A 14,979-nucleotide genomic window follows, 5' to 3' on the forward strand; every position below is an offset into this window, starting at 1 on the left:
CCGCGGGGGGTCGTGGGCCGAAGGGGTGCGCTCGACCATCGGGGCAGTGCACCGTCGCGAGTCTCGAGCGCCGCGTTGTCGGTGCGGCGAGCCGGCAAGTCACCCCGAGATACGGTGAATAGTGTGTGGTTTCTGTCGGACTTCCCCCAAACACTCGCACAGTATCGGTGATGTCTCCAGCGACACTGTACTCGACATACGAGACGCGAGCTAGCGTACCGACAGGGCGAGATTCGCCGGTCATCCGCGAAATATGTGGCCGGACAGGGGCGGCCAGAGACTACAGACCAGGTGTAGTGTGGGGTGCTATTCACTTGAGGAGGCTGCGTGAAGGTCAGTGGGGCGCAGGTTTCCGCATGGCGGATGCGACGGCAATACCTGGCTCCGCGCAGCACCGGGACGGCTGGTGAGATCGTCGGCAGACTGTGCGGTGTGCAGGTTCAGGTCTGGAGTGCCGCCGAGTTGGCCGTCGCGTTGCGGCAGTCGGCGCCCGATCGGGACAGCGTCAACCGGGACGTCGCCGGGCTCGGGTTGATCAAGACCTGGGCGATGCGCGGGACTTTGCATCTGCTGACGCCCAGCACGGCGAGCGCCTATCTGACGCTGATGGAAGCCAACGGCTCTTGGCGAAAACCGTCCTGGCAGCGGGCTTCCGGCGTCACGCCGCGGCACATCGACGACCTGACCGAGAAGGTGGCCGACCTGCTCGACGGCACGGTGCTCACCCGCGATCAGCTGGTCCGGGAACTGGTGTCGGACAAGCGATTCGCCGGGATGGAGGCCAGGCTGCGGTCGGGCTGGGGTCAGGTGCTGAAGCCACTCGCCTGGCGCGGCGTGCTGTGCCACGGCCCGAATCGGGGCAACAAGGTGACCTTCACGCTACCGGCCAGTCAGTATCCGGACTGGGCGAAAGCGCCGGACCTGGATGTCGCGGCGGCCACGGTGATCAAGGCGTACCTGGGTGCGTACGGTCCCAGCACGCCCGAGGCGTTCGACCGGTGGCTGTCGCTGAACAGTACGAGCAAGCCGAGGCTGCGAAAGTGGTTCGCGGACTTGGGCGATGAGCTGACCGAGGTCGACGTCGAGGGGCGCGCGGCGTTGATCCCGACCGAGTACGCGGCCGAACTCGCCGACACCGCCGAATGCCCACGCGTTCGGCTGCTGGGTGGCTTCGACCAGTACATCCTCGGCCCCGGGACCAAAGACGACCGGATTCTTCCGCAGGCGCATCGCGCCGCGGTGAGCCGTACGTCCGGGTGGATATCGCCGATCGTCGTGGTGGACGGCCGGATCGGCGGCGTGTGGGAGCTGGCCGGCCACGAGGTGGTGGTGACCCCGTTCCCTGACGGAGGCGACCTGCCACGCGAGGAGCTCGAGCGGGAAGCGGCGCATGTCGCGCGCGCGTGCGGATTGAGCCGGCTGACGGTAAGGGTCGATCGAGCGGTGGGATGAGCAATGGCCGGAACAACAGACAAAGTCGAGCTGGGTCTCGGACCCTACATCGAGCACCTGGGCCTGCGTTTCGAGCAGATCGGCCCGGATCGGGTGGTCGCGGGCTGGGCGGTGCGCGGCGACCTGCTGCAGCCGCACGGCATCCTGCACGGCGGTGTGCACTGCGCGGTGGTCGAATCGGTGGCCAGTGTGGCCGCGGACTGCTGGCTCGGTGATCGCGGGATGGTGGTGGGCGTCAGCAACGCCACCGACTTCTTCCTGCCCGCCACCGTGGCCAACGGGAAGCTGACCTCGACCGCGCTGCCGGTGCATCGTGGTGCGACGCACCAGGTTTGGGTGGTGGAGACGGTGGACGCGGTGGGCAGTCTGGTCGCCCGCGGGCAGGTCCGGCTGCAGAATCTGCGCTGAGCCGCCGGGCGTTCAGCGAGTGTCCGGCGTGCCCGGTACCGCTGTGCCCGCCGGGCGGAAGTCATCAGTTGTCGGCCAAATACAACACTGCGAACAGGCAACGCTTCGCCGGGTGCGCACCGGCCTTGACGCGCATGACCTGGTGTGACATAAATGTCGTATCTTCGATGACTATGTCGAGTAGTCATCAGAGACTGAAGAGTCGGCAGGTTCGACCCTGTGGACTCGTCCCGAGCCGGGCGGCTCATTCCGGCCTGCGCGTTCAGCACCGTCTTGTCGACGGAGACCGCGACGAGAGGAGACGGGGACAGCATGCACAGTCCGATCGCGAACATGGACGTCGCGGACAAACGCCGGCTGCTCGCGGAAATGCTCGCCGGCGCCGAGCGAAAATCGGCCGGGCGCACGGGTCCGGTGTCGTTCGCGCAGCGGCGGTTGTGGATTCTGGACAGCCTGGTGCCCGGCAGCTGCGCGTACAACGTCCCGGTGGTGCTGCGGACGAGCACGCCGCCCGATCCGGTCGCGTTCGCGCGTGCGCTCGAAGTGGTGATCGATCGGCACGAGGTGCTGCGCACCGTGTTCGTCAGCCGGGACGGTGTTCCGGTGCAGCGGGTCGGCCCGGGCTTCCGGCCCGAGATCGATAGCCACGACGTCAGCGCCGAGCCCGACCCGGTCACTGCCGCAGACCAATTGGTGCGGACCTCGATCCGGCGGCCGTTCGATCTGGCGACCGGGCCGATGCTGCGCGTTCTGCTGGTCCGGGTCGCGCCGGACGCCCATCTGATCGCGCTGACCGTGCATCACATCGTCTGCGACGGCTGGTCGATCGTCACCTTGTTCCGCGAACTGGACGGCCTTTACGCGCAGATGCGTGGCGGAGCACCGGCGAAGCTGGCGCCATTGCAGAACCAGTACATCGACTACGCGGTATGGCAGCGGACGCGGCTGTCGGGGCAGCGGCTGACCGAGCTCAACGACTTCTGGCGCAGTTGCCTCGACGGCGCGCCCGGCCTGCTGCAACTGCCACACGACGCGCCGCGGCCCGCCCACCAGCGCGCCAACGGTGGCGTCCACGAATTCACGTACTCCCGCCAATTGCGCGAGGACCTGCTGGCTTTCGCCGCAAACGCGAAGACCACGCCGTCCGTGGTGGTGCTGGCCTGCTTCAACGCGCTGTTGCAGCGGTTCTGCGCGCAGGACGACATCGTGGTCGGCGTGGCGACGGCGGGCCAGACGCACAGCGCGTTGCAGGGCATGATCGGATTCTTCGTCAACACGCTGGTCATGCGGATGGACATGACCGGACAGCCCAGCCTCGCCGAGGCCATCCGGCGCGGGCACGAACGCACGCAGGACATGTTCGCGCATCAGGACATGCCGTTCGAGAAGCTGGTGATCGAGCTCCAACCGGACCGCAATCCGACGGTCACGCCGATCTTCCAGGTGCTGTTCAACTTCCAGACCGCGTCGAACGACCGGGTGCGGCTGCCGAATCTGGACGCCGACCTGGTGCCCTTCGACACCGGGATCGTGCGGTTCGACCTGGAATTCAACGTGTTCGTCGCCGAGGAGGAGATGGGCGGCAGCTGGTTGTACAACCGCGAGCTGCTCAACGCGGCGGCGGTGGCGCGGATGGCCACGCTGCTCGAACGGCTGATTGCGGCGGCGATCGCGCGGCCGGAGGTGCCGCTGTCCGGGCTGGACCTGTTCGATTCGGCGGATCTGGAGGAGTTCGACCGGGTAGGTGGGGCGGTGGGGACGAGTTCTCCTGTCGCCGCGCCGGATTCGGGCGAGCCGGTGGTTCGGGTGGGGCCGCACATCGTGTTCGCGGACGGAGAGCCGGTTCCGGTGCCGAACGACGCGGCGACCGGGGCGTATCGCTGGTTGGTCGATGAGCTGATTCCCGCGTGGCGCAAAGGGATCGATGCGGTGCTGCGCCGGGCGGTGGATCGACGGCGAGCTCGGTTTCCGCTGCCGTCGCGCGGTGTCGTGTTGTTCGCTGCCACACCGGCGGCGATCGAGGTCGACGAGGCAGTCTGGGCGCTCGAGGCCGGCGCGCAGGTGGTGCTGGTCGACGTGCGCGCCGGACTGTTCGACGCGGTGTTGCGCGCGCTCGCGACCGAAGACGTCGATACCCTGTGCATCGCACCGGGTCTGCTGAGTCAGGTGATGGATGCTGTTGAACGGAAGTACCTTTCGCCCAGGATCCGCAGGGTGATCAGCACACACGAGCCGTTGGGCGTCGAGCTGGAGGTGCGTTGCCTGCGTCTGCTCCCGGACACCGAATTCTGGTCTGCCTACCGGGTTGCCGGGATCGGCGACATCGCGTCGCGCCGCTGCCTGGACGATCGGCCGCTCGGGCGCGACATCGCCGGCACCGTCTGTCCGGGCCTCGCGGTCCGCATCCGCGATACCGAGGGACACCCGCTCCCGATCGGCGCCCCCGGCCGGGTATGGGTGAGTCATGCGCCCGGCAGCGACGTCGCGACCGGTGACCTCGGCCGTTTCCGGGAAGACGGGCAGCTGGAACTGCTGGGACCGGAAGCGGCACAGGTACTTCTGCGGCAGGTCCGCGTGTCGCTGGGCGAGGTGGAAGCGCCACTGACCGCGCATCGGTCGGTGAGCGACGCGCGGGTCCTTTCGATCGCCGACTCCGCCGGTGCCGCGCGATTCGTCGCCTATCTCGCCACTTCGCCGGGTGCGCAGCCGGATCGGGCCGAACTGCGGGATGACGTGCGGGCCCACGCGCAACGACTGGTGCCCGGCCCGCTGGTGCCCAAGTCGTATGTCTTCCTCGACTCGCTACCGCTGACCGCGCGGGGCACCGTCGATTCGGCGGCCCTGCGCGAGATCGACTGGGACGACCGCGAAGTCGCGCGGGTCGCGCCGCGCAACGCCACCGAGCGGCTGCTCGTCGACATCTGGCGTTCCGTGCTCGAGGTCGACGAGGTCGGCATTCACGACAACTTCTTCCTGCTCGGCGGGCATTCGCTGCTGGCCATCCAGCTGATGAGCAGGCTGCGGCAGGCGACCCGGATCGATCTGCCGGTCAGCGTGCTGTTCCGGCATCGCACGGTGGCCGATCTCGCGGCGCGGGTGGTCAGCATGTCCGGTGAGGCCGGGACGCTGAGCAATCTGGTCGAGATTCAGGCCGGGTTCGAGCCGGTGTCCGTGGTCGCCGTGCATCCGGCCAGCGGCGGCGTATTCCCTTATGTCGCTTTGGCTACCGCGTTGAGCAACCGCACGGTGTACGCGTTCGAAGGCCGTGATCCGGGGCCCTCGGTGACCGCGTTGGCGCAGCGGTATCTCGATCAGTTGCCCGAAGACGTGCTGAGCGGACCGTTCGCGCTGGTCGGCTGGTCGCTGGGTGGGGTGGTGGCGTTCGAGATGGCGCGCCTCCACGCGCAGCGGGGCGGACGGGAAGTGCCGCTGACGTTGATCGACTCCGCGCTGTTCGAGGTCGACGCCGCCGCGCCGGACGCGGAGGCGCGCCTGGCCGAGGGCTATTTGCACAGTGTCAGTGCGGATTTCGGAGTTCAGCTGCCGACGTTGTCCGGGCTCGGGCGTTTGTCGCCGCGGCGCGTGTTCGCGGATCTGTTGGAACGGTGGGGTTCTGCCGCACCCGAGGTGCTGGATCTGGAGGAGATGATGCGTCAGTTCTCGGTGTACCGCTCGCACATGCTCAACGTGGCGGCGTACCGGCCGCCTGGGCAGTACGCCGGGCCGGTGCACTTGTTGCCCGCGACGCAGTCGCCGCCGGGGATGGCGCAGACGTGGCGCGAGTTCGCGCCGGGGCTCGTGGTGCGCGAGATCGAGGGCGACCACTACAGCGTCATCCGCAATCCCGGGCTCGGCGCGGTGGTGTCCGAGATCGAACAGCAGCTGAAAGGTCTCGACGCCGAGCGGGGGTTCCTCCGGTGACGCACAGCGAAATCCGTTCGCGCACAGTGGTCGGCGGGATCGGCGCCGCCGTGGCGGACTACCCGGACGCTCCGGCGGTCGTGGACGACGCGCAGAGTCTGTCGTATTCCGAGTTGTGGCGGGAGTCGGCGCGGATCGCGCACGGGCTGCGGGCCAGGGGCGTCGGGGCGGGGCAGGTCGTCGCGCTGGCGGCCGAGCGGTCCGCGAGCCTGCTGGTCGGGCTGGTCGGGATCCTGCGGTCGGGTGCGGCGGTGCTGCCGCTCGACGTCACGTATCCGCAGGCGAGATTGCGGATGATGGTGGACGACAGTGGCGCGGCCGTGGTGGTCGGGCACGCGCACACCGTCGCGCCGTTCGTCTCGGATGGACGTGAACCATTCATCATTCCAAAGGTTTTCGACGGCTCGGCGGACGTGCCCGCGGACCCGCTGGACGAGCCCGATCCGGCGAACGGGTGTTGCCTGCTGTATACGTCCGGGTCGACCGGGCGGCCCAAGGGCATGCTGATGCCGCATTCCGGGCTGGCCAATCTGGTGCGCTGGCAGGCGAGCGCGTCGGTGTCCGGTGCCGGGAGCCGGACGTTGCAATACGGGGCGATCTCGTTCGATGTCGCGATGCAGGAGATCTTCGCGACCCTGATCTCCGGCGGGACGTTGGTCTGCATCGACGACACCACGCGCCGGAATCCTGTGCTCACCTGGGATCTGATCATCCGGGCGCGGATCAATCGGATATTCCTGCCCTACGTCGGGTTGCAGTCGCTGGTGATGGTGGCCGACGAGGTCGACCTGGACGCGGTGCGGCTGCGCGAGATCATTCCGGCGGGGGAGCAGTTGCAGTGCACGAACGCGCTTCGGGCGCTGCTGAAGAAGTTGCCGGAGTGCCGGCTGTTCCAGCAGTACGGGCCGTCGGAGGCGCACACCGTCATCAATCATCCGCTCGCCGACGATCCGGACGAATGGCCGCCGCTGCCGCCGATCGGTCTTCCGATTCCGGGCAATCGCGCGTATGTGCTGGACGACGCCGGCCACGAACTGGCGCCGGGTGCGATCGGCGAACTCTATATCGCCGGTGCGCAACTGTCTTTCGGCTACTGGCGGCAGCCCGGTCTGACCGCGGCGCGATTTGTGCCCGCACCCGACGGCGTCGGCGAACGGATGTACCGGACCGGGGATCTGGCCCGTCGCCGCGAGGACGGAACCATCGATCATTTGGGCCGCGCGGACAGTCAGGTGAAGATCCGGGGATTCCGGGTGGAGCTCGGCGAGGTCGAATCCGCGCTCAGTAACTACCCGGAGGTCAACGCATGTGGCGTGACGCCGGCCGGCAGCGAGGGCATCGATCTGATCCTGGTGGCGTTCGTGGTCGCCGACGCGGGGATCGATACCGCGGCGATCCGGGAGCGCCTGCGTGCCACGCTGCCCGAGCACATGGTGCCCGCCGTGCTGCACGTCGTCGACGCGCTGCCGCAGGTGCCGAGCGGCAAATTGGACCGGCGCCGGCTTCGGCTGCTGGCCGAAACCGGAACGGCGGCAGGGGATTCGGCCCGCGTTCGCGCATAACCGGCCTGCCCGGCGGGTCTGCCATTCCATCCGCTCGAACCATGAACTCGAGGCGACGACACCATGACCGTTCAAGAATCGCAGACCATTGATTTTCGAAGTGCCATGCGGCGCAAGTGTTTCCTGTACGACGACGGGGTCGTCCTTTCGGTCACGTTGCGCGCGCTCGACCGATTGGGGTTGCTGACAACGGATTCCGGTGGTGAACGGTCGCTGCGGAAGCTGCTGCCGGACCTGACCGCGAGTGGGTTCGGATATCTTCGGGTGGCGTTGCGGTCGCTGGTGGCGCAGGGATGGTTGCGCGAGGCTGCCGATCTGGACCCGATGTCGGTATTCCTGAACTGGACGCGGGCCGGGCGGGCGGTTGCCGATGCGCCGCAGTGCTATCTGCGGGTGGGGCGGTTTCTGGCGTCGTTCGACGATCCTTCGCCGGAGGCCTGGGCGGTGCCGTGGCGGGGTGATCTCGTCGCGGAGTACGAGGCGTTGACCGGGGCGTTGGCGGTGTGGCGGCGCGAGTTCGTGCTCGAGCAGGCGCATTCTCCGGTTCATGTCGAAGGTGGCCTGATCGTCCCCACGGTGCTGCATCTGCAAGCGTCGGGGGCGTTAAACGCCGAGGGACCGGTGTTGCCCGCCAGCCGATTCGGACGCGCGGCGTTGCGGCTCTTACAGACGTCCGGGTATGTCGACGCGGAGGCGAGCTGGACCGGTCTCGGGCGTGAGTTGTGCGCGTTCGCCACGCATTTCGGGATGGTGGGGTCGTATCTGCCGATGTTCGCCCGGCTGCCGGAGTTGTATCGGGGCGAGCTCGTGGTGACGACCGAGTTCGGTGTGCCCGAGTGGCACGTCAATCGGGAGTTGAACGTGGTGGCGAGCGGGCACGCGCACCGCCGCTACTACGCGGATGCCGATCGGATATTCGTCGAAATCTTCGATCGGACACCGGTTTCCAGTCAACCTACGTTCATCGCCGACATGGGATGTGGCGACGGAACGTGGCTTGCGCGGCTGTATCACCTCATTCGGGAATCGACGCTGCGCGGGCGCTGCTTGGACACCGATCCGCTGCTGATGGTCGGCATCGACGTCAACGAGGCGGCGTTGGACTGCGCGCGGGAAACGTTGCGCGCGGCGGGAGTTCCGGCGCTGCTGCTGGCCGGGGACATCGGCGATCCGGACGGGGTGCGCATCCAGCTGGAGGAGGTCGGTGTCGCGGTCGAGGACGGGCTGCATATCCGGAGCTTCATCGATCACAATCGAGAGTTCCGGGGTGCGGGCGTCGCGATGCCGGGCGGACGGTCGAAGGGCGCGGCCGTCGATTCGGCCGGTCACGCGTTGTCCGACCGCGAGATCGAGGACGATCTGGTCGTCCATCTGCGCCGGTGGCGCAACAACATTCGCAAGCATGGAATGGTCGTGCTGGAGGCGCATTCGGTGCCGCCGGAGGTCGTGCGGCGGCATATCGGGTCGCTGCACAGCATCGCGTTCGACGCCTACCACGGATACTCGCATCAGTTGCTCGTCGATCACGCCGCCTATATGCGCTGCTGCCGGGACGCGGGGCTGGAGTCGATCGCCTACCTGGAACAGCGTTATCCGGCACGGAAACCGTTCGTGGCGATCAGCTTGAACCGCCTGGCCGTCCGTCCCGAGGGGGATCGGTCGTTCGCGGCCGCCGCCTCGCCGGAGCGGCACGACACCTGGCGGCCGGACGATTCGGTCGACCTCTCCGACGGTGAGGGACTGCACCGGCTGCTGTTCGACGGTGGTGACATCCATCAGCCGCGCGGGTGGTGTGCGGCGGCGACCGGTGTGGTCGTCAAAGACGTTCTGCTGGAGATAGATCGCCGAACCCGCACCGCCACAGCGGGTGAGGTCATCCGGGTCATGGACTACGGGGCGGGCACCGGGCTGGCCGCTATCGAGCTGATTAAGGCGTGCCGGGATATCGAACTCGAAGAACGGCTCGCGCGGATCGGTGCCGAGTTCGAGATCCATCTGGTGGACATACCCTCCGGCTGGTTCGCCAAGGGCTATGAACTGCTCCGGGGCAGCCCGTGGACGCGCTTTCATTCGATGCAGTCGCGGGACAAGGCTTTCCGCGCGTTGCGCGACGTCACCGAGGGCCGGGCGATGGATATCGTCATGGCCAACATGGTGTTTCACCTGATCCCCGCTCGGGCGTTCACTCAGGTAGCCGCCAACCTCGCCGGGGTGCTGGTGCCGGGCGGCCGATTGATCTGGAGCACACCGGATCTCGGTCCGGCCGCCGAGTCGTCGGTGCTGTTCCACGACCCCAACCGGCTGGCCCGGCAACACTGGATGCAGCTGATCGCCGAGGCGGACTCGTTCCGCGTCGACGGGCTCCCGGCTGCGGTGCGCATCGCGGCCGCGGCGGCGGCCCGCCTGTCCGAAGAGGAACGAATCCAGGCCTTCGGCCGTTCCGACCGCCGCATCCTGCCCACCGCCAACGACCGCTTCGCCGTAGAAGCCGCCCTCACTCCACATTTCGCGGGCGCCATGCGGGTTCGCTCATTCGAAATGTCCGAGGCCGAATTCGTCGACGCCGTCCTGGTCCCCTCCAACCAGCGCGAGTACTTCCCCGAGGTAGCCGACGACGACCTCCGCGAACGCGTCCTGCGCCACCTCCTGCGCACCGACGTCCTGCCCACCCTCACCCGCGGCCCGGCCGGCACCGGCCGCGGCCTCAACGTCGAATGGACCTTCGGCGACTTCTACCGCCGCTGAGGCTGGTCGCCGTAGGCGACCGCGCAACGCAGATGCCGGTGTTGTCCGACCTGGACAACACCGGCATCTGCGTGCGGGGTGCAGTGTTACGCCGCCGAGCTGTCGAAGCGGACTTCGAGGCTGTCGAAGAGGATGTGGCGGCCGTTGTCGAAGTGGATGGGAGGTGCGGCGGTGAGGTGGAAGGTCGGGTGGCGGGCGATCTCGGAGAGCACCGCCTTGAATTCCATGCGGGCGAAATGTTCGCCCAGGCAGCGGTGGATGCCGTGGCCGTAGGTCAGGTGGTGGTGGGAGTTGCCGCGGTTCAGGGAGAAGGTTTCGGGGTCCGGGAATTCTTCGGGGTCGCGGTTGGCGGCGTCGAAGAGCAGGACGACGCGGGCTCCCGCGGGGATGGTGACGCCGCTGACGACTACCTCGCGGGTGGTGACCCGGGTGAAACGGTCGGTGGGGCACCAGCGGCGGAGTATCTCGTCGCCGATGGTCGCCATGAGTTCGGGCTCGCGCTTGAGGCGCTGCTGGAGCTCCGGATCACCGGCCAGCCACCACAGGATCCGGTTCACGGTGTTCATCGTGTTGGCATGTCCGGCAACGCAATACGAGACGATGATCGAGTAGAGCAGATCGTCGGAGACCGGTTCGCCGTCGAGGGTCGCGTTCACCAGCCAGGACAGGTAGTAGTCGCCGGGGTTCTCCCTTGCCCGCTTGATCTCGCCGGCCAGGATGGGCTGGTAGTGCATCCAGAAGCTGGTGGCGTCGGTCTCTTCGCCGAGGTAGCGCCACATCGTGCTGGTCATGGCGCGGATCTCGTGCTGCACCTCGACGGACAATCCGATGGCCAGTCCCAGCGCGCCGATCGCGTAGGGCTGGACCAGCTCCGAAACGAAGTCGCCGTGACCGCGTTCGACGATCGGCGCGATCAGCTCGGCCGCGAGCGCGCACACCGAGGCTTCCAGCTCGTGGATCGCCTGCTTCTTCAACGGCGGCGCCATCAGGTTGCGGATCTTGGCCTGCACCGGCAGGTCGAAGTCGATGGGGGCGAACGGCGGCATGCCCGCGGCGCGCGGAAAGTGCACGCCCGCAGCGGAACTGAACGTCTCGTGGTCGCGCAGCGCGGCCTTGACATCGGCGTAGCGGGACAGGATCCACATGCCGCCGTGCGCGGCCGAGTAGGCGACCGGGGTGCGTTCGCGGATCGTGCGGTTGACGATCTCGGCCAGCTCCGGGGTGTACTCGGGGTCGAGCCAGTTGAATGTCGTCGTGAGCCGATCGACGACGGATTGTGTGGCGGGTTGCTCTGTCGCAGTCACGTTTTCCTCCGAACCTCGGTGAGCCGCACCTATGACCCGGGCATCGGGGGAGGCACCGCGAGATCGCAGACTATGGGCGCCGAGTGTTGAGTGTTATTGAACCAGAATGCCACAGGCAGAGGCAACAGTGCAGTGTTCTCGAAAGTGTATACATTTCGGGTGAATACCTCATTCGGGGAGCAGGTCCGCGATCGGGGTGCGTGGGCCGGCGGCCGCGGCGTCGAGGATCCGCAGGACCTGGTCTATCTGCTGGTGACCGGATGCGTGGTCCCACAGATCGGTGTTCAGCTCGAGCATCGCGGACAGGCCGGACGGGCGCAGCAGGCCGTGGAAGGCCATGTCGTATCGGGCGGTCCCGTGGGTGAGGAAACGATAGTCGCAGTCGACACCGGCGGCGAACCGGGCCGGGATCCAGGTCTCCAGCTGTAGCTCGCAGGTGACCTGGTAGATCGGGTGCTTCCCGGTCACCCGGGGTCGCTGCAGGAGCCGCACGATGTCGGCGAACGGAGCCTGCTGGTGTTCATAGGCCCGCAATACGGCCGCGCGGACGCGCTGGACCAGCTCGTCGAACCGCGGGTTGCCGGACAGGTCGAGGCGCAGCGGGACCACGTTGAGGAAGCAGCCGATCAACTGTTCCGCGCCGCGTTGGGTGCGGTTGGCCGTCGGGATGCCGATCAGGATGTCGGGTTGTCCACTGAGCCTGTGCAATTGGACCGCGACGGCGGCGCAGAAGACGGCGAACGGAGTCGTCTTGCCCGCCGCCGCGAGCTCGCGCACGGCGGCGGCCCCGGCGACCGAGGCCGGTCGCTCCAGGAACTCGCCACGGAACCTGGCCTTGTCACCGCGCGGCCGGTCGGTGGGGATCCGCAACTCCGGTGCGCCGGCCAGTTCGCGGACCCAGAATCGCCGCAGCCGTTCGCCTTCGGCGCCGTTCAGCATGTCCTGTTCGGCTCGGGCGAGGATGCCGAAGTCGACTTCGTGCCTGGACAACCTCGGCGGGTGACCGGCGGCTCTGGCCTGGTAGGCGGTGCTCAGTTCGCGCATCAGCAGGGTCATCGACACCTCGTCCATGACCAGGTGGTGGAACAGCAGCTGGGCCTGGTGGCGTTGCGCGTCGAGGCGGATGATCCGGGCGCGCAGCAAGGGGTAGGCGGTGATCTCGAAACCGGTGAACGCGATGTCCTGTTCGAGGCGCTTCAACTCGGCCTCGCGTTGGGTCTCATCGAGTGTCGTGAGGTCGAGGACGGTGACGTCGATGCCGGTGTGCGGGTGGATCCGTTGTACCGGAAGGCCTTCCACCTCGACGAACGTGCCGCGCAGGCCGGGCTGGTGCGCCACCACATCGTTCACCGCCAAGGCGAACGCGTCCGGTCGCAGTGGTCCGGACAGGTCCAGGACCAGGGGGATGGTGTGCGTGAGCGAACCGGGGTCGGCCTGCTCGGCCAGCCATAGCTGGCGCTGGCCGGAGAGCAGCGGCACGTCGACGACGGTGTCGGGCCAACTCGGTACGGAAGTCTCAGAATGTTCCGGATCGTTCGGTACGGCAGGGATCAGGTCGTCCGGCAGGTCGCCCAACTCCGAAACCAGCTGAAGCATCTTGTCCAGTTCGGGATTCGCCGTGCGCAGGTGGACGGTCAGTTCACCGGGGGTGGGATTCTCGAACAAGGTCCGCACCCGGACCGGCACGCCGAGGGTCTCCTGCATTTCGGCGGTCAGCCGGGTGGCGAGCATGGAGTGTCCGCCGCAGGCGAAGAAGTCGTCGTCCGCGCTGAGCCCGGGGTGTTCGAGGGCCTGAGCCCAGAGTTCGGTCACCAGCTCCAGCAGGCGGTCCGAGGTTGACGCCGTGTGGTTTTCGACGAGGTCGGGCTCGGCAGCGGCAGTCTCGGGCAGTCCGGCGACGATCTCCAACCGTCCCTGCGCGTCGCGTCGCGCGGTGAGTCCGGTGGGGGCTCCGGCGAGCAGCAGCGGCGACGGTTGATGCACCGACCGTGCCGAATCCAGTTGCAGGTCTTCGGCTCCGGTCACTCCGGTCAGCACCGGCCAGTAGTCCGCACCGCGAGAACGGTCCAGCGACACCGTGATCGGCGTTCCGTCGGGCAATTGGATCCGGACCGGCTCCGCACTGATCGGGGCTAGCGGTGCCGGAACCGGTTGGTGCAAAACCAGTTCGGACATCCGCAATTCGGGGCGCGCCAGCCATTGACGCAGCACGGCGGCGTAATCCCGCACCAGCGCGTCGATGCCCGTCGGCGTGTAGAGATCGCCGTCGTATTCCAGCCACAGCCTGACTTCGGCGCCGGCGAACTCGATTTCGACGACGGTGTCGAACCGGCCGCGTTCGCGTTCGATGTCGAGTACCCGCACCGGGTGCCCGCCGAGCCGCAGCTCGCCGACCGCGTCCACCGGCGGCAGGAACAGGTGCTGGATCAGCGTGGTCCGGTCGGTCGGGCGCGGCGCGCCGATGGCGCGCACGATCCGGTTGAACGGCAGCCGGGCGTGCTCGATCGCGGCCGCCACGGTGTCCGAACAGCGCTTCGTCGCGTCGGCCAGCGTGTGGTCGCCGCCGAGGTCGAGGCGCAGCGGGACGGTGTTCGACAGCTGGCCGATGAGCGTTTTCAGCTGCGGGACAGTGCGATTGGCGGCGAGTGCGCCGAGGATGAGGTCCGGGTGGCCGGTAGAGCGGGCGATCGTCGCCGCCCACCCGGCCAGGCACAGCGCGTACGGCGAGCAGCGCAGCGTTCGCGCGGTGCCGCGCAGCGCGAGGCCGGCCACTCCGGGCAGGACGAAGGCGGTGCGCCGGCCCGCACCGCGCTTGATCCGCCGCCGCGGCCGGTCCGGCCGCAGGTCCAGGCTGGTCGGCGCGTCGCGCAGCGTCGCCTGCCACCACGCGGTGTCGGCGGCTTCGAAGGCCGGAAACAGGGTGTCGCTTTCCCACCTGACGAAGTCGCTGTATTGCAGCTCCGGTGTCGGCACCGGCGATGGCTTTCCGGCCAGTGCGGCGTCGTAGTCCGCGCTGAGCTCGGCGAGCAGCAGCCGAACCGCCGTGGCGTCCAGGAACAGGTGATGCAGCGCCACCGCGAGAACATCGCCGCCGTTCGGCCCGCCGCCGCGCATCAGCAGGAACGCGATGGCGCCGCCGGCCGCCGGATCGATTCCGGTGCAGGCGAATCGAGTCAGTTCCTGGTCGCGCAGCAGCGCGAGGTCCGCGCCGGGATCGAGCGGCAGCGCGATCTCGGTGATCGGCAGCGGCTGCGGCACCGGTAGCACCACCTGCACCGGCTGCCCACCCTCGGCCCGCACCGCGCTGCGCAGGATCTCGTGCCGGCTCAGCATCGCGCGGACCGCGGTGCGCAGGGCATTCGAGTCCAGCGAGACCGGCACGGCGAGTCCGACGCACTCGGTCAGCGGGGCCTGCTCGGCGGCCGAACCGTCCGGGAACCAGAAGTGTTCTTGAATTGCCGCGAGAGGCATAGAGTGTTCGTAGTCTCTCATGCAGACACCTTATCTGTTATGCAGCCATTGAGCAGGAGTTCTTGCCTTGCTGCACAAGCCAACACGCACGTGACTTCCCGGCAAAGAGACTGTAC

At 67.9% G+C, this 14,979-nt stretch carries 7 protein-coding genes; 5 read left to right on the top strand and 2 right to left on the bottom strand.

Annotation, left to right across the window (positions count from 1 at the left end; translation table 11 throughout):
• Positions 1–327: 327 nt before the first annotated feature.
• From ACFYO1_RS33775 to ACFYO1_RS33795, 5 genes are all read left to right on the top strand, one after another.
• Positions 328–1,452 carry a winged helix DNA-binding domain-containing protein gene (locus ACFYO1_RS33775; protein ID WP_387240166.1) on the top strand — a complete coding sequence of 375 codons (1,125 nt, stop codon included), beginning with the start codon at positions 328–330 and terminating at the stop codon, positions 1,450–1,452.
• A gap of 3 nt (positions 1,453–1,455) precedes the next feature.
• On the top strand, positions 1,456–1,860 hold the full coding sequence (locus tag ACFYO1_RS33780; protein WP_387240169.1) for a PaaI family thioesterase: 405 nt from the start codon (positions 1,456–1,458) through the stop codon (positions 1,858–1,860).
• Between the two features lie 312 nt (positions 1,861–2,172).
• Positions 2,173–5,781, top strand: a complete 3,609-nt coding sequence (locus ACFYO1_RS33785; protein WP_387240172.1) for a condensation domain-containing protein — start codon at positions 2,173–2,175, stop codon at positions 5,779–5,781.
• Positions 5,778–7,343, top strand: a complete 1,566-nt coding sequence (locus ACFYO1_RS33790; RefSeq protein WP_387240175.1) for an amino acid adenylation domain-containing protein — start codon at positions 5,778–5,780, stop codon at positions 7,341–7,343. Before ACFYO1_RS33785 ends, ACFYO1_RS33790 begins: the two co-directional genes overlap by 4 nt.
• 63 nt (positions 7,344–7,406) lie before the next feature.
• Positions 7,407–10,088 (top strand): class I SAM-dependent methyltransferase, encoded by a 2,682-nt coding sequence (locus ACFYO1_RS33795; RefSeq protein WP_387240178.1) that lies wholly within the window; start codon positions 7,407–7,409, stop codon positions 10,086–10,088.
• A gap of 86 nt (positions 10,089–10,174) precedes the next feature.
• Here ACFYO1_RS33795 and ACFYO1_RS33800 read toward each other — a convergent pair whose 3' ends face one another.
• Complete coding sequence (locus ACFYO1_RS33800) at positions 10,175–11,392, bottom strand: cytochrome P450 (RefSeq protein ID WP_387240181.1); 1,218 nt, start codon at positions 11,390–11,392, stop codon at positions 10,175–10,177.
• A gap of 168 nt (positions 11,393–11,560) precedes the next feature.
• On the bottom strand, positions 11,561–14,863 hold the full coding sequence (locus ACFYO1_RS33805) for a condensation domain-containing protein (RefSeq protein WP_387240184.1): 3,303 nt from the start codon (positions 14,861–14,863) through the stop codon (positions 11,561–11,563).
• Between the last annotated feature and the right edge of the window lie 116 nt (positions 14,864–14,979).

The sequence above is a fragment of the Nocardia sp. NPDC006044 genome, assembly GCF_042871115.1.
Taxonomy (GTDB): Bacteria; Actinomycetota; Actinomycetes; order Mycobacteriales; family Mycobacteriaceae; genus Nocardia.

What these genes read in the sequence shown, in the direction of transcription:
- ACFYO1_RS33805 (WP_387240184.1), bottom strand. Translation starts at nt 14,863, where the DNA reads ATGCCTCTCGCGGCAATTCAAGAACACTTCTGGTTCCCGGACGGTTCG.
- ACFYO1_RS33795 (WP_387240178.1), top strand. Translation starts at nt 7,407, where the DNA reads ATGACCGTTCAAGAATCGCAGACCATTGATTTTCGAAGTGCCATGCGG.
- ACFYO1_RS33785 (WP_387240172.1), top strand. Translation starts at nt 2,173, where the DNA reads ATGCACAGTCCGATCGCGAACATGGACGTCGCGGACAAACGCCGGCTG.
- ACFYO1_RS33780 (WP_387240169.1), top strand. Translation starts at nt 1,456, where the DNA reads ATGGCCGGAACAACAGACAAAGTCGAGCTGGGTCTCGGACCCTACATC.